The sequence below is a fragment of the Sphingomonas sp. M1A8_2b genome, from assembly GCF_053345535.1.
In genome coordinates this window covers 448,198-466,149 of record NZ_JBKFAH010000003.1, presented here as the reverse complement: position 1 = coordinate 466,149, position 17,952 = coordinate 448,198, and the positions used below count along the sequence as shown (strand labels likewise).

Below are 17,952 nucleotides of genomic sequence, written 5' to 3'. Positions count from 1 at the left end.
ACAGTCGCGATCCTGGCTGCTCAACCACGCACGGAATGGCTGTCGAGCCCGGCGGTACGGTGTGCCTGTTCGACGACGTCGCGACGGCAGGACAGCTCGGATGCCGACAGCAAGCGGTCATTCTGGGCACAAACCAGATTGGCGGCGCCAGCGACGCGACGGTCGAACACGGCCCGACCAGCGGCGTTGCTCAGATCGAGATCGTGGTACTTTACCGTGGTTTGTCGCCGAGCGTCGATGCCGACCGTGCTTGCGCTGGCAGGGTTGGAGACGGCGACGAGGCTGGCAGCACCGGCGAGGCTGAGGACGGAGCAGACGATCCGTTGGGTCATAGTCATGGCAAGATCCTTTCGGTCGGCGTTGTTGCCGATCCACCGTTCTCCGCATAAGCCGTGCCAAACCTGCTAGGTCTTTGTTTTGGCTATCATTTATTCAGCGTCGTCCATTTTACCCTTGGTCTTCATGGTCAGGATTGGACACGGGGTGTCCACGGCCTGACACTGGCACGCATCTTGATTGTAGGGCGGGTATGACCAAAGCTGCGCCAATGTCTCCCAGACCCTCCTTCGATCGCTGCCTTGTCGTCGACGATGACGAGGACATCCTGCTTGCCGCGCGCCTGCTGCTCGCGTCGTTGTTCCTCGAAGTCATCACGACCACATCCCCGGACGAAGCGGTAGCGGCAATGAAACGCGAGCATTTCGACGCAGTGCTGCTCGACGCGAATTTCGCGCGGGGCGCGACCGATGGCTCGGAGGGGTTCCGTTGGCTGGGATTGATGCAGGCGGCCGATCCCACCGCCGCGATCGTGATGATCACCGCGCATGGAAGCGTCGCGGTGGCGGTCGCCGCCATGAAGCAGGGTGCGACCGATTTCGTCTCCAAGCCTTGGAAGAACGATCGGCTGCTGGGGACGGTGCGCAACGCCGCTTCGCTTGGCCGGATGCGTCGGTCGGATACCGGGTCCACGAATGCGAAGACGGCAGGCTCGCCGCTGCTCGGCACGTCTCCGGCGATGGCGCGCGTCCAGTCGCTGATCGAGAAGGCCGCGCCGACCGATGCGAATGTCCTGATCCTGGGGGAGAACGGTACCGGCAAGGAACTGGTCGCGCGCGAACTGCACCGCCTTTCACGGCGAGCCGCTGGCGATCTGGTGACGGTCGATCTCGGTGCGATTTCAGAAACCTTGTTCGACTCCGAACTGTTCGGCCATGCCAAAGGCGCGTTCACCGATGCGCGTACGGACCGCGTAGGGCGCCTCCAGTCGGCCGATGGCGGTACGCTGTTCCTTGACGAGATCGGCAACCTGCCGCTCCACCTCCAGCCCAAATTGCTGACCGCGCTGGAGCAACGTCGCGTCACGCCGGTTGGCATGAACAAACCTGTGGCGATCGACATCCGCGTGGTGTCGGCGACGAACATGGCCGTGACGAGCCTTGGCGATGAACGGCTATTTCGCCAGGATCTGTTGTTCCGGCTCAACACCGTCGAGATTGAATTGCCGCCGTTACGCGAGCGTCGCGAGGACATTGCGCTGCTGCTGAACACATTCCTCGACGAGTTCCGCATGCGATACGACAAGCCGGATCGAAAATTACCGGCCGATGTCCTCGCAGCCCTTGTCGCATATGACTGGCCCGGCAACGTCCGCGCGCTGCGCCACGCCGCTGAGCGCGCGGTCATTCTCGCCGAGGGCGGCACCTATGCACTGACCGATTTTCCACTTGGCCGATCGGCACCGGTAGCCGAGGCGACACCCGTCGACGACCTCAACCTCGACCGTGTCGAGCGGCAGGCGATCGAGCAGGCCTTGAAGAAGCACGCGTTCAATATTTCGACTGCTGCCACGGAACTGGGACTGTCGCGCGGCACGCTGTATCGGCGGATGGAAAAGCATGGCCTTTAAACGCAGTTTCGTGGTGCGCCTCGCAGCTCGCGTCTTGCTGTTGCTGGTCACGTTGAGTGTTGCAAGCCTCCTCGCCGCCTACCAGCGCGCACCGACGGCAATGCTTCTTGCGGTCGGCCTTGCGCTTTTCATCACGATCGGTCTCTGGCGCCTCGTATCTGAGAGCAATGCCGATCTCGCTCGGTTCGTCGCCGCGCTCGATCGCGCCGATCTCAGCCAGTCGTTCACCTGGAGCGGCCGGGGTGCCGGTTTCGACCGGCTCGGCGCGGCATATGAACGCGTGCTCGCCCGGCTACGCGAGGAACGAACCGGAGGCGCCACTGCGGCAACCTTTGCCAGCGCGCTCGCCGATGGCGCCCCCATACCGTTACTCGTTATCGGTCCTGGCAACTCTCTAACTCTGGGAAACAAGGCAGCACGGCAACAGTTCGGCCGCGGAACACCGACGAACATCGCCGCGCTGAGTATGTACGGCGAGGGGTTCGTCGACTTGCTACGCAGCGCAAGGCCCGGACCAAGCCGGCTTGGCCGGATCGTCGTCGACGGCCTGTCGCAGCGCGTCGTCATCGATACCACGCTAATTGAACTCGGTGGCGACGCACGGCGGATTGTCGCGGTGAAGATCATTCAGGCGGAACTTGACGGTGCGGAACTCGCCGCGCAAGTCGACCTCGTCCGCGTCCTAACGCATGAGATCATGAACTCGCTCACCCCGGTGACTTCGCTAGCCGCGACGGCAAAACAGCTCCTCGACGCGCTCGGCGCAACCAACCACCCGGCGATCGGCGACGCGCAACTCGCCGTCGGCGCGCTAGCGCGACGAGCTGGCGAACTCGAACATTTCGTCGAAACCTACAAGGGGTTCAGCGAGGCTCCGCTACTGCGCCGCGAACCGATCGACATCGCCGACTGGCTCAGCCGTACTGCAGCCATCCACGCCGCGACGCCAAACGCGATCGCGCCCTTCACCTTAGACATCATGCTCGGCCTGCCATCGCTGGAGGGCGACGTGGCGCTGCTGACACAGGTCCTGCTCAACCTGTTGAAGAACGCCAGCGAGGCGGTCACGGATACTCCACATCCGACCATCGCCCTCACCGCCGAACTCAAGCCGCACGGTCGCATCAGGATCGCGGTGACCGACAACGGTCCAGGCATCCCACCGCACCTCTCGCGCGAGGTCTTCCTGCCGTTCTTTACGACCAAGCCCCACGGCAGCGGCATCGGCCTCAGTTTCGCGCGCCAGATTGTCCTTCTTCACGGCGGTCAGATCGAGGCGGGCAGCGGCTTGCCGAGCCGGATCGAAATGGTCCTTCCGACGATAATCGAATAAACGCCTTACTGGCGGACGAATGGTAGCTTGAGCAGACCCACAAGCGGACACTTACGAGCCATTTCCCCTTTCCCTACTTCTGCCATTCGTTCAGCTTCCAGCCTGCAAGACGGGTCGCCGATTTTCGGACTCAAAGAGGCTTTGTACGCGCAAGCCATGCCGCCCAATGGCCATGCCTTAGTGAGACGAACTCGATCTCTCAGCGGAACGGAAGCCGATCAAAACGATTTAGTCCCGGCACGGAGTTCGGCTGGTCGGCACGCTCCACGGAGGCGTGATGAAGCAGCGGGACGATTGGCATCTGACGGAAGCGCTCGATTACGAGCACGGGCGAGCGGACCCTTTTGCCGCGGCTGTTCGGGCTACCCGAATGCCTATGGTCATCACGGACCCCTCGCAGGCCGATAACCCGATCGTCTTCTGCAACGAAGCCTTCCAAATGCTGTCGGGCTATGACCGAAGCGAAATCATTGGCCGTAACTGCCGCTTCCTGCAGGGTCCCGACACCGACCGAGAGCAGGTGGCTAAAGTGCGTCGGGCAATCGACGCCCAGACCGACATTGCCGTGGACCTCCTAAACTATCGAAAGGATGGATCTGCGTTCTGGAACGCGTTGTATCTGAGCCCTGTACGCAATGACGCTGGCAAGGTTGTGTTCTTCTTCGCCTCCCAGCTTGATGTTACTGACCGCGTCAAAGCGCAGACTATCATTTCAAAGCAGAAGTTATTGGTCGAACAGGAGGTCGAGGCGCGCACGTCAGACCTCGAGGCCGCGCTAGATGCGAAAACTCTGCTGCTTCACGAAGTCGACCATCGCGTAAAGAACAACCTTACGATGATCGGTTCGCTTCTGCGTTTGCAGGCGCGGAGCATATCAGACCCGGCCGTTTCATCAAAACTTGAAACCATGCTCGAACGGGTTGATGCGCTGGCGACAGTGCATCGCCGTCTTTATCAGTCGGACGACGTCACCCGGTTCGATGTCGGGGCGTTTACCGAAAATCTAATCAGCGACGTCGTTGGTGCCAGCCGACGCGACGACATCAAGCTTGTTTCGAACATTTCGCAAATAGAGGTGCCGTCCAGTAAGGCGGCATCGCTTGGGTTGATCCTCAACGAGATAGCGACCAACGCCATCAAGCATGCATTTGCCGACGGGCGAGCCGGTACGATTTCCGTCCGCACCGCCCTAGAAGGCAATAATGCCCTGATCGAAATCACCGATGATGGGCATGGGCTTGCCAGCAATGACGTTCAGCCGGACGGCATTGGCAAAATGCTTATTTCCCGCCTCGCCAAGCAAGTCAGGGCCGACGTCGTGTGGTCTGACGCCGCCCCCGGTGTTCGTGTATCTCTCTCATTCCCGGTGGACAATTAATGAATGTACGTGCCCAACCGCCGTTGAATGTGCTGATCGTCGAGGACGAAGCTCTTTTGGCGATGGATATTGAAGCGATGATCGAAGACGCCGGTCACCGTGTCGTCGCCGAGGCCGCGTCTCTCTACGAAGTTGAAGACCTGGCAAGCGATCTCCATCCGGACTTGGCTTTTGTCGACATACAGCTTGCGAAAGGCACCAGCGGCCTAGATGTCTGTGCACTGATCCGGAAGCGATGGGCGGACGCAATAGTCGTTTTCGTCACTGCAAACCCACTTAAGATCCCAGCCGACTTTGCCGGAGGCCATGGCGTCATACCCAAGCCCTTCTCCCGGAATGGTCTGATGTCCGCAATGCGCTACATCGAAGAGGGTGTCTGCGATCCACCGCCCGTATCCCCGCAGCCAGCGAGCTTCATTGCGGCGCCCGCGTTTGCCGCAGAGTGGTCCCAGACCAGTCCCTGATTTCCGGGTGATAAGCGACAATCCACGGCCTCACGAAGTGGGACAACAGATGACAGAAGTTATACATAAATTCGATTACGTTGATCCATCAACGTCTTACCGCTAGGACGTTCCCGCTTTGGACCGTCAGCCACTCCCACCTTCGCCTATTCGACCGCACGATGCCTCAGGTGTCGTACGCAAGGCTGTCGACGCCTTTGCGTCCCGCCTCAACGAGCATGACCCCTTCGTTGCGGCGTTCGATCACTGCATTACGCCGATGGTCGTCAGCGATCCAACGCTACCGGATAACCCGCTGGTTTACGTCAATCGTGCGTTCGAGGCTCTGACGGGGTTCTCGGCGGTCGAGGTCGTTGGCCGGAACTGCCGTTTCATGCAGGGACCGTTGACCGATCAGGCCGACGTCCAACGCATGAAGGACGCAATTGCTCTCCGTAAGCCGATCGATATCGACCTCCTGAATCACCGTCGTGATGGCACGCCGTTCTGGAACCGCCTCATGGTCGCTCCCGTGCATGACGCGACCGGCAGCCTACGCTACTTCGTGGCATCTCAGCTCGATGTCACACTCGAGCGGCACGGGCTGTTGCAGTTGGAACGCGACCGCGACACGCTGAGCGCCGAGCTCGCGAAGCGCGAAGTTGCGCTAGCCGAACGAGAGGCCCGCCTGGCACTTGCGCTTGATGCTGGCGGACTGGGCACTTGGACCATCGACCTGCCGGAATGGCGGCTTAGCTACTCGCCGAGTTGCCTGACGAACTTTGGAAGGCCTGTCGGCGAAAAGTTGTCGATGGAAGGTATGTTGGCATGCGTTCATCCAGAGGATCGAGACCTCCTCACGAACTCGCTCAACAGCGCTATCGAGCATGGCACGCGGTATAACGTCGAATACCGCATATTGACGCCTGAAGGCGAGCAACGCTGGATCCATTCCCAAGGCTCGCTGCAGCGTCGCGCGGATGGCACACCGTTGGCGGTTTCGGGCTTTTCGAGCAATGTTTCAGCGCGCAAATTCGCCGAGGAGCAACGGTCGGTTCTGGCACATGAACTGACGCACCGTGTGAAGAACACGCTTGCGACGGTAAGTGCCGTTGTCAGTCAGACGCTACGCGATGCTGGGTCCCTTGCTGAGGCTCGGGATGCGGTGTCGGGCCGCATCGCTAGCCTCGCGTCTGCGCACGAACTGCTGCTCAAGGACGAGATCGAAGGCGCGGCAATCGGTGAGATTGTCGAGCGGGTGCTGGCGCCATTCATGGACAGCAACGGTCGACGGTTTTCCGCTGTCGGCCCGACGATACGTCTGACCCCGGAAGTGACACTTGCGTTGTCGATGGCGCTGCACGAGCTGGCGACCAATGCGATCAAATATGGAGCGCTCTCGGTACCGGAGGGGCAGGTGAGCATACGCTGGGACCTGAACGGCAATGCAACCGAACGCCGACTTACCTTCTCCTGGGCGGAGCAGGATGGACCTATCGTTGCTATGCCAACACGTGTTGGATTTGGTACGAGAATGATTGAGCGCGTCCTTTCACGCCACATCCGCGGCAAGGCGGAAATCCAATATCTGCCGGAAGGTGTTCGCTTCGCAATCGAAGCGCCGATCTGAGCTCTCGACCTTGTCTGACATTTATTAACGCCGTGGCGGGCCCATTGCGTGACCACATTGGTTAAGAGCTCAGCTTATCGGGATCTGTCATATGTGCCATGTGCTCGTCATCGAGGATGATTTCCTCATCGCCGACCACATCATCCAGCTGATCGAGCGGGCCGGCGGCACATCATTTGATCAGGCTGCCTCGCAAGATGAGGCAATCGATGCTGCGAGATTGAGGCCTCCCTCCATCATCATGTCCGACGTCAATCTCTCAGCCGGTACCGGCCCTGCCGCGGTGGAAGCCATCATCTTGGAGCATGGCCCGACGCCCGTGATCTTCGTGACCGGCACGCGCGAAGCATGCCATGTAAGTCGGCCATCGATGATCGTTCTCGACAAACCGATCAACGAACAGGCTCTTATTGCGGCGTTCCAAAGCCTAGCGCCCGCCTGAGCCAGCAATCGCCGACCGATAGTGAAGCGAAGCTCTGCCAGTGATCCGGCCCATCTGAGGGCCGACAAAAGTCTAGTATTTAGCCGGACTTGCAGGCCGAACCTTTCACTGCTGCGTTGTTATAAACGTGGCTGGCTTCGGCGATAATAAGCGACAGGAGGGGTAGTGCATGTCTCAGTCGCCGTTTCTAAATGATCCTCATATTGAGATGTCGAAGCACATTGTTGCGGCGGTTTTGTCCCCGATCGAGGAAGTGAGGGCTATACACCTGCGAGCAGCTGAGCACCTGTCACAGCTTGCAAGGGACAGCGGCGTTATTCGACCGAAAGGTCACGGCTCTAAGCCGTGGTAACTTGGCAAGTATACGGCCCCGAGAGGATGAGGTTGCGCATTGAACGGGAGTTAATACTAGACACCTCCAAATACCCTCTCTTTTGCCCGACCAACAGTGTACACAGTCGGCATAGCCGAACACCTGAGGAGGCCTGACATGGGCGATGCTCGGGCATGGGGTTTCTTCGATAGCGATGCGCCTTTCGATGAAGAAAAGCGGGCTCGACTTCTCGCCGAAGGCTTTGTCAGGGCAACCTGGGAAAGCGCGCCAGACGGCTTAATTGAAATCGACAGCCCTAGTTGGCGGTTTTACACCGGTCAGAGTTACGACGATTGGAAAGGCTATGGATGGCTGACTGCAATCCACCCTGAAGATCGGATAGCGACGGTTACACAATGGCGTAATACCGTTCAGGATCAGCAAGCGGTAGACGCAGAATACCGCCTTAAAGGACAGGACGGAAACTACCGCTGGATGCACGTTCATGCCGTGCCGCTGCGCGACGAGAACGGAAAGATCATAAAATGGTTCGGCGTCAATATTGATATTCATGACAGTAAGGCGAAGGGTATCCGGCCCTGACCCTGCGGGGGAACTGAGCCCTAAAAGTTACCAGTTTGAGAGCATCGGTGCCCGAAAATAGACGTTTCGTGAGATCGCGGTGACGCCATTCGCTTGTCCGTGCGTTGCGCCGTCATGAGCAATCTGAATCATGCCCGATATGAATACCGCCCCATCACAAACCGGCCGGACTACGACTGGCCGGGTGGACGTCGCCTCGCTATCTATGTCGGCGTAAATTATGAGGTCTTCGACTTCGGTGGCGGTTTGGGGCCAAAGTTAGCGCCGTCTCAGACTGAACCTGACGTGATGAACTACGCATGGCGCGACTATGGCAATCGCGTGGGAGCATGGCGGCTTTTCGATCTCTTTGATCGGTTGAAGCTGCGGACCACCGCACTGCTCAACGCCGACGTGCTCGATCGTTGCCCCGGCTTGGCAGAGGCATGCCGCGATCGTGGCGACGAGATTGCGGCTCACGGCAGCAGCAATGCGAAGGCGCAGGGGAACATGTTCGGCCTGCGCGAGGATAGCTTGATTACAGACGTTACCGAGAGGTTGGCGACGCTCGGTATACGACCGTCTGGCTGGTTGGGGCCTTGGATTTCAGAAAGCAAAAACACACCGGATCTGCTTGCCAAGAACGGCTACCGCTACGTGCTCGATTGGGCGCACGACGATCAACCCACCCGACTCTCGACCAAATATGGCGGGCTTCTCTCCGTTCCTTACTCTCAGGAAATCAACGACCTCCCCGCGATCATCGAGCGCCACCAAGAGGCAGAGACGTTTGCGGCAATGATACGCGCAGGCGTGGAACAACTGTTGTCCGAATGCGACCGGCGGCCGCTCGTCCTTGGCATGGCGCTCCACCCCTTCATCATGGGGCAGGCACACCGCGTTCCGGCACTTGCCCGCGTCCTGACGGAGCTTCGGGAAGCGGACGATCCCCGTATCTGGTGGACGACCGCCGGCGACATCGCCGGCCATGTCGAGGCGAATGGCCTCGCGGTCTGACCGCCTGTATCACACTAGCTGACGGCACGTGCGTGGAGTGCTCGGATCTCGTCGGCAAAGTCGGGCACCGGGCCAGCCACGTCCGCATCCGGCACCACGTCGGTGATGCGCAGCAGAGAGATGCCGAGCGATGGCTTGCCCAGGTCCTGCATCCAGTTACTGAGCTGTGGCGTGGACGTCGCGTAGACGATACGGCCCAACCCGACGAGCCCATGCGCCGCAGCACACATCGCGCAATGTTCGCCGGACGTGTAGACGACGGCATCTTGCCGCTCCTCGGGCGACAAATGGTCGGCCGCCCAGCGGGCGATCGCGAACTCGGGATGACGCGTGGCGTCGCCACCGCCTGTCCGGTTTCGGTCCTCGAACAATACGGTTCCGTCCCGCGATACAAGGATCGAGCCGAACGGTTGATCGCCCGCGTCGACCGCTTCTGTCGCCAACTTAACGCACCGTTGCAGATGCCGTATGTCCACGTCGTTCATGAAATTTCCTCGAGAAAACGGCCGTTAACGGCGGGCTGTATAGAGACGACCCAAGTCCGAGTTGTATCCGGCGACTGGCTCAGTACGACGCGCGGGAACTCTGTCCCCATCTCGAACGGTATGCCGATGCAATTGGAGCTTACCGTGACCGACTTATCGTGCCGCTGCTTCACAGCTTGCCCATGGACCGGAAATACCGACCCATGATGGTTACGGACTTGAAGGGTAGCAAATCCCTTCGTGCCGGTGTTCGTCTACTGCGATTCAAGATGTCTACCCAAGCACTTGGTCGGATCGGGCTGTGGGCTGTGTTATCGGCCCGGACGGTCCGTAGCGCGTTCCGTGACGATTTTGGCATTGCCGCGAGCTCAATCGCCTTTGCCGCATTCCTGGCGATGATACCGCTCGTCGGCGTCGTCGCGGGCGTTTACGGCATGGTGGTTCCGCCGACCGCGGTCGCTGACAATATGGACAAGATCGTCGCCATCCTGCCGGTCAGCGCGCAGCATTTGGTGGCGGCTAACCTGAACCACGGGCTTGCCAGCGGTCGTGGTGGGATCGTTACACTGATCGTGTCCCTTGGCATCGCTCTGTTCAGCGCGCGTCGTGCGGGACGGTCGCTGCTCCACGGGATCAACCTTGCCTATCGCATCGAGCGCGAGCGTCGGGGACTGCGTCGGCAGCTGGTGTCGACGATCATAGTGCTGGGCTGCGCCGCGCTAGTGCTGACGGCGCTCGTCTCGCTGTCGGTCCTCACGTTCCTGCAGAGCTATGTTCCCGACGGACTGCCGGGGGCCCGGCTGGTTTCGGCGGTCACGCTGTTCGGTTCGTTGACGCTCGGCGCGGGTGGTGGCCTGATCATCCTGTATCGCTATGCCCCGGCGTCGGAGGCTATCGCGTGGCGCAGCGCCCTGCCCGGCACGATCGCCGGCGTTGCCCTTTGGCTGACCGCGACGATGATGTTTCGCGCCTATGTCGCGCGGTTCGCGCGCTTCGACGACACCTATGGCTCGCTGTCCGCGGTCGTGGTGCTGATGCTCTGGCTGATGGTGTCGGCCTGGGCCCTTCTGCTGGGCGCGCGCCTCAATGCCGAAGCCATGTGCCATGCCGGCGAACACATAAAGGAACGTGCGGAATGACCGACATCTCCGTGCAGGACCGCTATCGCAACCGCCTGCTCGGCATCATCACCGCGATCCTGCTGATCGCTGCGCTGCGCATCGGCTTTGCGGTCATCATGCCGATCGCCTTTGCCGCGATCATCGTCGCCGCGCTCTGGCCGTTGAAGCGCTGGCTGGCGCGGTTCATGCCCTCCTGGGTCGCCTATACGCTGACCCTCCTGTCGCTGGTCACGATCCTCGGAGCGTTCGCCGCGGCGGTGTACCTGTCGGTCGGCCAGGTGATCGGCGCGGTTGCGTCGCAATGGGCAGGTCTCGAACGCGGTTACAACCACCTCGCCACCTGGGCTGCGGATCGCGGCGTGCCGATCGCCGGGACGATCAACCGGCAGCGGATCACGATGATGGTCCAGATGCTGGCGAGCGGCGTCTACGCCTTCGTCACCTATGTCGGCTTCATCGGGATCGTGGTGATGCTCGGCCTGCCTGAAGTGCCACGGCTTCGGCGCAAGCTGTACGAGATGTTCGAGGGCGGTGCGCGACGTGACATGCTCGAAGTCGGCGAGAAGATTTCCGGCCAGATCCGCCGCTATCTCGGCACCACGCTTGCGACCAGCATCCTGACCGGCGTCGCGTCGTCCCTGTGGTCGTGGATGACGGGGCTCGAGCTGGTGCTGGTCTGGGGCATCCTCAACTTCCTGCTCAATTTCGTCCCGGTCATCGGCAACATCGTCGGCATCGTCCCGCCCGTGCTCTTCGCGTTCATCCAGTTCGGCGGATGGCAGATGCCGTTGCTGGTGTTCGCAGGATTCGTGGTTCTACAGATGACGATCAGCAACGTCGTCTACCCGATCCTGCAGGGCAAGCAGCTGTCGCTGTCGCCGCTCGCGATCATCGTCGCGATGACGTTCTGGAGCTGGGTATGGGGCATCGCCGGAGCACTGATCGCGGTGCCGCTGACCGCGGCCATCGTGATGATCTGCGGCCAGTTCGATCGTAGTCGCTGGATCGCCAAGCTGCTGTCGTCATGATGATCGGGGACAACGACCGCTTGAGGAACGCAACATGAGGCAATGGTCATGGATCCTGAAGCGGATCGTCCGGCAGATCTGGTTCCGCGCGGCGATCATCAGTCTGCTCAGCGTCGCGCTGGCGATCGTCGCCGGGCTCGTCACGCCGCATCTACCTTACACGTTCGACGCCGATATCGGGCAGCAATCGGTCGGTACGATCCTCCAGATCATGGCCTCCAGCATGCTGGCGGTCACGACCTTTTCCCTGACCGCGATGGTCAGCGCCTATTCCTCGGCGACGCAGCTCGCGACACCGCGCGCGACCCAGTTGATGGTCAGCGACCCGACCTCGCAGAACGCGCTGTCGACATTCCTCGGCGCCTTCGTCTTTTCGATGGTGGGTATCGTCGGGCTGAACACCAGCGCCTACGGCCATGACGGCCGGATCATCCTATTCGCGGCGACGGTGCTGATCATCCTGCTGGTGGTCGGCACGTTGTTGCGCTGGATCGGGCATATCACCGCCTTCGGACGAATGGCCGACGTGATCGACCGCGTCGAGGAGGCCGCGATCAACGCCATGCAGGAATTTGCAGCGCATCCGTATCTTGGTGGGCGGGCTCCTGTCGCCATCCCCGCCGACGCCGTGGCGCTGAGTGCTCCACAGACCGGCTATATCACGCATATCGACGTCGCCGCGCTCGGCACCATCGCCGACCGCCACCGCCTGACGATCTATGTCAACGTCCTGCCCGGCGCGATGATGCACCCCGCGCGGACGCTTCTGCGGGTCAAGGGGGAGGCGAACGACGCGATCCGGTCCGCCCTGATCAAGACCTTCACGATCGAGCGACATCGCTCGTTCGATCAGGACCCGCGGCTGGGCTTGATCGCATTGTCCGAGATCGCGAGCCGTGCGCTGGCGCCGGCAACCAACGATCCGGGCACGGGGATCGAGGTGCTCAACGCCTTGCTTCGCGTGTTCCTGACGCTTCGGCCGGGCGAAGCACGCATCGATGACAAGGTCGAAACCCATCCGGTTCACATCGGCAGACCGACAATGGACGATATGCTGACGGACGCGTTCGGGCCGATCCTGCGCGAAGGCGTTCAAGAGGTCGAGGTATCGCTGCGGCTGACAGCGACGCTGGCGGCGCTGCACGCGAACCTGCCTGATGCACGAGCCGCAATCGAACGCTGGGCGCACCGCCACGCGAAGCGGGTGACGACCACCATCACGGATCCTGACGACCTGACGGCATTCGATACGGCTTACAGGAAGCTCTGGCGTGCTTGAGGCTGGGGCATAGTCTCCGATTGCCGGGCAGCCCTTTCGAAATACGGGGTCACCAGCAGATGCGGCATTGCCAGTGCCGCGATGCCGGCAAATAGCGAACGCATGCCCGAAGGGTCCCATCGCAGCAGCAACCCGCCCACGATCCCCACCAGCGTCACGGCCGCGACGAGGACCGGGGCCGTGGTACGAAGGTACGCGGTGGTCGTGACGCACTGCAAGCGATCACGACGCTCTTTCGTCTGTGGCACCGCGTGCAGCACGAGGAACCCCACTGAAAACCCGACGAGCGGGGGTAGAACCAGAAGTGCCGTCGTTCCGACCAGGAGACGTCGATCGTGACGCGCCACGCCGATGATCGCGAGGCAGCCGGCGGCTATGCCACCGGCAATCGCCAGACTGCTGACCATGGTCGGCAGACTTGACGCTTGAACGCCGGCAGAATCGAGAATGCGGGTCAGGCTCGCCGCATGCAGGGTCGCAGGGGTGGCAACGAGGCTTATGCCGCGGGCCATCCTCTCGAACGGCCGGCTTGCCGGGGCATCCTCAAGGCCAAAATGGACGGCGGATGCCAGCAGGAATGCGGGAAGTGCGATCGCGGGATCGACGATCCACCACCAGAGACAGACCAGTAGCGCAGAGACGTACAGTGCCAGGAATGTCGGGCGTCGCTGGTGCTCAATGATTTCGAGATCACTGGCGCCGTGCACTATGCCGACGATGCCGACCGCGATGGCTGCGAACGCAAGCTGCACGGTGAGCAAGCAGAATGATGCGATCAAAGCCGCCCCGAAAACGAGGCCCCAGCCAAGGGCCGGGGCGCGTCTTGTCATGCCCGGTAGCCGCGTTCGTCGCCCTGATGCGCCAACGCCTTGTCTAGGTTGGCTGCCGCATAGAACGCATAGACGATCTTCGCGATGATATCCATTAACAGGAACGCCCAGACCGATGCGGGATCAGTGATCAGCTTTAGACCTTCCGGCCCGACCAGGAAGACGATGGGATAGAGGAACCAGATCACCGTCAGAAATATGAGGTTCTTGCTATAGGCCGTGCCCAACGCCGCACCGCGTTTGACGGCCTGTGACCGCAATGGACCCCAGAGTAGATACAGCACGCCGAGAAACGCGACGCAGGACCATCCGTACCAGATCCATTTCGCCAGCGATGGGGCGGCAAGCGACGATATCAGGCCCGTGACGATCATCAGGACATCGAGGACGATGACCGATGTCAGATACCCGCCGACTTCACCCGTTTTTCCGTGCTCGTGGAACGCCAGCAGCACCAGCCCGGACAATAGTATAGGCGTCGTTACCGACCAATCGACGTAGCGTGCCAGATAGGTCGCCGAGCCGTCGCTGTTAATCAGCGTGCCGATCCCAAAGGCCATTGCGAGATACGCGGTTGCCGCGATGAACGGAACGCTGGCGTGCAGGAGTGTATGATGACCCGACGGATGAGTCTTCTTACCCGTCGCGTATATCGCCAGCGACGCGACCGACATCAAGCTGAAGCCGATCAGAAAAGCGGTTTGATCCACGAGGGAGCCCCCTATCATGAGGACGACCCGGCGCCGACCTTAAGCCCCTAACATCGCTTACATGTTTTGGGTCCTAGCTCGCGATAAGTTCATGAATACGTCATGTTTGGCGACGTCACGACAGACTAAAAGCTTACGCCTTCGGAAAGTGCACAGCCGCACGAAGCCCTGGTGCATTGTCACTCAGCGTCAGCGAGGCGCCATGAACGCGGGCGGCGACCCGTGCGATGCTGAGACCAAGGCCACTGCCTTCGGAATGACGGCTGGTGTCGAGCCGAGCGAAGCGCGTCATGGCATGCTCGCGCTGGTTGGCCGTTATACCCGGTCCCGTATCCGCCACGACGAGCGTGACCCCATCGGGCCCGCACGAAAGCGTCACCCGGATCGCCCCGCCGGGCGGCGTGTACTTGATCGCGTTGTCGAGCAGATTGGCGACGATCTGCCCCAACAGCGAACGAACGCCGCCTACCGTCACCGGCGTGGTTTCGATCGCAAGGTTCAGACCATGATCGTCTGCCAAGGGTTCGAACAACTCCACGGCCTCGATCACGATCGCCGTCAAATCGACCGGAACGAACTCGCTGGCCATCGTCGTTTCTGCTCTAGCCAGTCGTAGCGTGTCGTTGATCGTCCGGAGCAAGGCATCGAGATCTCCGCGCATATCCGACGTCGCATCATTTTGATCCCCGCCAAGGGCCGCAAGTTCGAGCCGAGACCGGATCCGCGTCAGCGGCGTCTTCAGATCATGAGCAAGCGCGTCGGTCGCGGTTCGCAGCGAATCCACCAGGCGTTCGATCTCCGCAAAACTATGGTTCAGCGTCGCTGCAAGGCGGTCATATTCATCACCGCGCCCCGTCACGGGCAAGCGCTCGTCCAGATGCCCCGCCTGGAAACGATCGCCGGCGGTGCTGGCCGCATCGAGAAAGGCGAGCCCGCGCCGGCTGTACCAGAAGCCGAACAGGAGGCCGATCACTCCCGTGGCTGTCAGTGACCAGGCTAGTGCGGAAATATAGCGATCATGCAGCAGGCGGCGATCATCCGACAGGCTGCCGACGAGCAGTCGATAGTCGTTGCCGAGAAGCACCGTACGCGCGGCGACCTGTCGCTCGATCACCGTGCCCCGCGTCGTTGCGACCTGCGTATCGAAACTACGATACCCGGTACGGTCGATCTCGCTGGGCCATTTCGCCAGGTTTCCCGCGACCGGCTGGCCCGAAGCGTCGGTCATCAGATAGATGAAGTCTGTAACGCGTGGGCGCCCGACTGCACGCGACACAGCCTGCGCCACGGCAAATGGCCCCTCGCTCTGATACCGTTCGATAAGCCCTGCCGTCTCGTCGTCGACCGCCGCCTGGGCGCGGGCGTCGAGCAGACGTACCGTCTGGACATATTGAACGCTCAGGGCGATCCCGGTCGCGATCAGCGCAATCAGCGTGATCCAGAGTGCACCGCGCAGCGCGGCTGTCGATGGCCGGCGCATCGTCAGACGGCATCCAGTCGATAGCCCGAGCCGCGGACGGTTCTGATCATCGGAACGTCATCCGGACCGTCGATCTTGGCGCGCAGGCGGCTGACATGGACGTCGACGACGTTCGTCCCCGGATCGAAATTGTAATCCCAGATCGCCTCGATCAGCATCGTGCGAGTCACCACCTGCCCGGCATGGCGGGTCAGATAGTCGAGCAGCTGATACTCCTTGTTGAGCAGTTCGATACGCCTGCCGTTGCGCATGGCCGTGCGGCCGAGCAGGTCGAGCGTCAACGAGCCCGTCTGGCGGGTACCTTGCGTCATGTCGGTGTCGCTGTGGCGACGGACTATCGCCTCCAGGCGCGCAACGAGTTCGCCAAACGAGAAGGGCTTGGCCAGGTAATCGTCGCTACCGGCCTGAAGGCCCGCGATCCTGTCATCCACCTGCCCGAGCGCCGATAGAAGCAATACCGGCGTCCGATCACCTTTCGCACGCAATGCCTTCAGCACCGACAGTCCATCGAGCTCGGGCAGGTTCCGGTCGAGAATGATCGCGTCGTATTTTCCAACGATTGCGGCGGTGAGGCCGTCGACGCCGGTGGCCGCGTGATCGGACACGTGGCCAAGCTCGACCAGCCCGCGGCGGACATACTCTGCGGTCTGTGCGTCGTCTTCGATCAGAAGCAGCTTCAAGGTCGGACCGTTCCATTCGAGGTGTCAGGGAGCGGACGCGTGTACCGCCCCCCGGTTCCATGGGCTCAGGACTGGCCTATCGCTTCGCCGGCGATGCGCAGGTTCAGGGAAACCTGGCGGCCGTCACGCAGCACCTGTGTCGGAACGATCGAACCTATCCGAGCCTCTGCTACGGCGCGGGCAAGGTCGCGCCCGTTATCGACCGGCCTAGATCCGAAGCGCCGAACGACGTCGCCGCGTTGCAGGCCTGACCGCGCGGCTGCCCCGCCCTCTTCGACCTCAGCGATCAACGCGCCCTTGGTGGCGTTCGAACCCATCGCGCTGGCGATCTCTGGTGTCAGGTCCTGCAACGAGACGCCGATCCTGCCACGCGACACATGGCCGGTTTGCGCAATCTGAAGCGCGACCTTCCGCGCCATGGCGGCAGGTATCGCAAACCCGATGCCCACGTTGCCGCCAGTCGGGGAGAAGATCGCGGTGTTCACACCGACGACCCGGCCCGCGCTATCGAACAGCGGACCACCCGAGTTGCCGCTGTTGATCGCAGCATCGACCTGCAGAAAATCGTCATAAGGCCCCGCCCCGATTTCTCGCCCACGTGCCGATACGATGCCTGATGTCACGGTATTTCCAAGGCCGAACGGACTGCCAACGGCAAACACGCTGTCTCCAACGCGGATATGGTCGCTGTCGCCCCATTTGATTGGGGTGAACTTACCCTGCCCTTCGATCTTCACCACAGCAACATCGATCTTGGGATCACGCCCCAAGACGCGACCGGCGAACTCGCGGCCGTCCGACATCTGGACGGTGACGCGGTCGGCGCCGTTGACGACATGGTTGTTCGTGATGACGATCCCGGATGCATCGACGATGAACCCCGAGCCTAGCGATCCGCGCTGCGGACCTTGCTGTTGTGGCGCCTCGGACTGCCCACCGCGATCCTGCATGCCGAACCCGAACAGCTGACCTAGTCGATCGGCCAGTTCGCCATCATCCGATTCGAACTGCGTCGGTTCGAACTGCTGCTCCTGCGCAGACGCGGGCTTGACCTGGATTTGAACGACGCTCGGTCCGACAGCCTCGACCATGTCCGATAGCGAGGCATGCACCCCTGTCGACGCGACGGCTGCGGGCCCGGGTGCCGTGAACCGCTCGGCGATGCTGGTGCGACCGTCATCCGCGGCAATCGCCCCGCCTGCGACGCCGACGAGTGCCGTGGTTCCCAGCGCGACGGCAGCGATCAGCGGGCGTACGGTCAGTCGACGGTTGAGTATCACGGTCTTTGTCCTTGT

At 61.5% G+C, this 17,952-nt stretch carries 18 protein-coding genes; 11 read left to right on the top strand and 7 right to left on the bottom strand.

Annotated elements, in window-relative coordinates; translation table 11 throughout:
- Window positions 1-20: 20 nt before the first annotated feature.
- Entirely contained in the window at window positions 21-338 is a 318-nt protein-coding gene (locus ACLBWL_RS14545) for a UrcA family protein (RefSeq protein WP_447794210.1), read from the bottom strand.
- A gap of 209 nt (window positions 339-547) precedes the next feature.
- Between ACLBWL_RS14545 and ACLBWL_RS14540 the strand changes: the two genes are divergently transcribed.
- From ACLBWL_RS14540 to ACLBWL_RS14505, 8 genes are all read left to right on the top strand, one after another.
- Window positions 548-1,906 (top strand): sigma-54-dependent transcriptional regulator, encoded by a 1,359-nt coding sequence (locus ACLBWL_RS14540; protein WP_447794208.1) that lies wholly within the window; start codon window positions 548-550, stop codon window positions 1,904-1,906.
- Window positions 1,896-3,239, top strand: a complete 1,344-nt coding sequence (locus ACLBWL_RS14535; RefSeq protein WP_447794206.1) for a sensor histidine kinase — start codon at window positions 1,896-1,898, stop codon at window positions 3,237-3,239. Before ACLBWL_RS14540 ends, ACLBWL_RS14535 begins: the two co-directional genes overlap by 11 nt.
- A 277-nt stretch (window positions 3,240-3,516) precedes the next feature.
- Entirely contained in the window at window positions 3,517-4,617 is a 1,101-nt protein-coding gene (locus tag ACLBWL_RS14530) for a histidine kinase dimerization/phosphoacceptor domain -containing protein (RefSeq protein WP_447794204.1), read from the top strand.
- Window positions 4,617-5,081: a response regulator gene (locus tag ACLBWL_RS14525; RefSeq protein WP_447794202.1), complete on the top strand. Its 465-nt coding sequence runs from the start codon at window positions 4,617-4,619 to the stop codon at window positions 5,079-5,081. Before ACLBWL_RS14530 ends, ACLBWL_RS14525 begins: the two co-directional genes overlap by 1 nt.
- 118 nt (window positions 5,082-5,199) lie before the next feature.
- Entirely contained in the window at window positions 5,200-6,690 is a 1,491-nt protein-coding gene (locus ACLBWL_RS14520) for an HWE histidine kinase domain-containing protein (RefSeq protein ID WP_447794201.1), read from the top strand.
- Window positions 6,691-6,781: 91 nt separating this feature from the next.
- Window positions 6,782-7,132 carry a response regulator gene (locus ACLBWL_RS14515; protein WP_093401120.1) on the top strand — a complete coding sequence of 117 codons (351 nt, stop codon included), beginning with the start codon at window positions 6,782-6,784 and terminating at the stop codon, window positions 7,130-7,132.
- Window positions 7,133-7,622: 490 nt separating this feature from the next.
- Window positions 7,623-8,048 (top strand): PAS domain-containing protein, encoded by a 426-nt coding sequence (locus tag ACLBWL_RS14510; protein WP_447794198.1) that lies wholly within the window; start codon window positions 7,623-7,625, stop codon window positions 8,046-8,048.
- A 114-nt stretch (window positions 8,049-8,162) separates the two neighbouring features.
- Complete coding sequence (locus tag ACLBWL_RS14505; RefSeq protein WP_447794196.1) at window positions 8,163-9,044, top strand: polysaccharide deacetylase family protein; 882 nt, start codon at window positions 8,163-8,165, stop codon at window positions 9,042-9,044.
- Between the two features lie 14 nt (window positions 9,045-9,058).
- On the opposite strand, the gene ACLBWL_RS14500 is transcribed toward ACLBWL_RS14505, so the two are convergent.
- A complete protein-coding gene (locus ACLBWL_RS14500) occupies window positions 9,059-9,529 on the bottom strand; it encodes a nucleoside deaminase (protein WP_447794194.1) in 471 nt (156 codons plus the stop codon).
- A 182-nt stretch (window positions 9,530-9,711) separates the two neighbouring features.
- Here ACLBWL_RS14500 and ACLBWL_RS14495 point away from each other — a divergent pair, with 182 nt between their 5' ends.
- The 3 genes from ACLBWL_RS14495 to ACLBWL_RS14485 are packed head-to-tail and all read left to right on the top strand — an operon-like array spanning window position 9,712 to window position 12,957.
- The gene (locus tag ACLBWL_RS14495; protein WP_447794420.1) at window positions 9,712-10,668 is read left to right on the top strand and encodes a YihY/virulence factor BrkB family protein; all 957 of its coding nucleotides are present in this window, start codon (window positions 9,712-9,714) and stop codon (window positions 10,666-10,668) included.
- Entirely contained in the window at window positions 10,665-11,678 is a 1,014-nt protein-coding gene (locus tag ACLBWL_RS14490; RefSeq protein ID WP_447794193.1) for an AI-2E family transporter, read from the top strand. Before ACLBWL_RS14495 ends, ACLBWL_RS14490 begins: the two co-directional genes overlap by 4 nt.
- 34 nt (window positions 11,679-11,712) lie before the next feature.
- Entirely contained in the window at window positions 11,713-12,957 is a 1,245-nt protein-coding gene (locus tag ACLBWL_RS14485) for a DUF2254 domain-containing protein (RefSeq protein ID WP_447794191.1), read from the top strand.
- On the opposite strand, the gene ACLBWL_RS14480 is transcribed toward ACLBWL_RS14485, so the two are convergent.
- The 5 genes from ACLBWL_RS14480 to ACLBWL_RS14460 all read right to left on the bottom strand — a co-directional run bounded on the left by ACLBWL_RS14480 (window position 12,933) and on the right by ACLBWL_RS14460 (window position 17,937).
- Window positions 12,933-13,787: a Brp/Blh family beta-carotene 15,15'-dioxygenase gene (locus tag ACLBWL_RS14480; RefSeq protein WP_447794189.1), complete on the bottom strand. Its 855-nt coding sequence runs from the start codon at window positions 13,785-13,787 to the stop codon at window positions 12,933-12,935. The genes ACLBWL_RS14485 and ACLBWL_RS14480 overlap by 25 nt on opposite strands.
- Window positions 13,784-14,497 carry a bacteriorhodopsin gene (locus ACLBWL_RS14475; protein ID WP_447794187.1) on the bottom strand — a complete coding sequence of 238 codons (714 nt, stop codon included), beginning with the start codon at window positions 14,495-14,497 and terminating at the stop codon, window positions 13,784-13,786. The genes ACLBWL_RS14480 and ACLBWL_RS14475 overlap by 4 nt, the downstream gene beginning before the upstream one ends.
- A gap of 133 nt (window positions 14,498-14,630) precedes the next feature.
- Entirely contained in the window at window positions 14,631-15,977 is a 1,347-nt protein-coding gene (locus ACLBWL_RS14470) for an ATP-binding protein (RefSeq protein WP_447794185.1), read from the bottom strand.
- A 2-nt stretch (window positions 15,978-15,979) separates the two neighbouring features.
- Complete coding sequence (locus tag ACLBWL_RS14465) at window positions 15,980-16,657, bottom strand: winged helix-turn-helix domain-containing protein (RefSeq protein ID WP_447794183.1); 678 nt, start codon at window positions 16,655-16,657, stop codon at window positions 15,980-15,982.
- 65 nt (window positions 16,658-16,722) lie between these two features.
- Window positions 16,723-17,937 (bottom strand): trypsin-like peptidase domain-containing protein, encoded by a 1,215-nt coding sequence (locus tag ACLBWL_RS14460; protein ID WP_447794181.1) that lies wholly within the window; start codon window positions 17,935-17,937, stop codon window positions 16,723-16,725.
- Between the last annotated feature and the right edge of the window lie 15 nt (window positions 17,938-17,952).

Excerpts from the sequence above, each read along its gene's own strand:
- ACLBWL_RS14545 (WP_447794210.1), bottom strand. The coding sequence starts at position 338 with ATGACTATGACCCAACGGATCGTCTGCTCCGTCCTCAGCCTCGCCGGT.
- ACLBWL_RS14540 (WP_447794208.1), top strand. The coding sequence starts at position 548 with ATGTCTCCCAGACCCTCCTTCGATCGCTGCCTTGTCGTCGACGATGAC.
- ACLBWL_RS14535 (WP_447794206.1), top strand. The coding sequence starts at position 1,896 with ATGGCCTTTAAACGCAGTTTCGTGGTGCGCCTCGCAGCTCGCGTCTTG.
- ACLBWL_RS14530 (WP_447794204.1), top strand. The coding sequence starts at position 3,517 with ATGAAGCAGCGGGACGATTGGCATCTGACGGAAGCGCTCGATTACGAG.
- ACLBWL_RS14525 (WP_447794202.1), top strand. The coding sequence starts at position 4,617 with ATGAATGTACGTGCCCAACCGCCGTTGAATGTGCTGATCGTCGAGGAC.
- ACLBWL_RS14515 (WP_093401120.1), top strand. The coding sequence starts at position 6,782 with ATGTGCCATGTGCTCGTCATCGAGGATGATTTCCTCATCGCCGACCAC.
- ACLBWL_RS14510 (WP_447794198.1), top strand. The coding sequence starts at position 7,623 with ATGGGCGATGCTCGGGCATGGGGTTTCTTCGATAGCGATGCGCCTTTC.
- ACLBWL_RS14505 (WP_447794196.1), top strand. The coding sequence starts at position 8,163 with ATGAGCAATCTGAATCATGCCCGATATGAATACCGCCCCATCACAAAC.
- ACLBWL_RS14500 (WP_447794194.1), bottom strand. The coding sequence starts at position 9,529 with ATGAACGACGTGGACATACGGCATCTGCAACGGTGCGTTAAGTTGGCG.
- ACLBWL_RS14495 (WP_447794420.1), top strand. The coding sequence starts at position 9,712 with ATGGACCGGAAATACCGACCCATGATGGTTACGGACTTGAAGGGTAGC.
- ACLBWL_RS14490 (WP_447794193.1), top strand. The coding sequence starts at position 10,665 with ATGACCGACATCTCCGTGCAGGACCGCTATCGCAACCGCCTGCTCGGC.
- ACLBWL_RS14485 (WP_447794191.1), top strand. The coding sequence starts at position 11,713 with ATGAGGCAATGGTCATGGATCCTGAAGCGGATCGTCCGGCAGATCTGG.
- ACLBWL_RS14480 (WP_447794189.1), bottom strand. The coding sequence starts at position 13,787 with ATGACAAGACGCGCCCCGGCCCTTGGCTGGGGCCTCGTTTTCGGGGCG.
- ACLBWL_RS14470 (WP_447794185.1), bottom strand. The coding sequence starts at position 15,977 with ATGCGCCGGCCATCGACAGCCGCGCTGCGCGGTGCACTCTGGATCACG.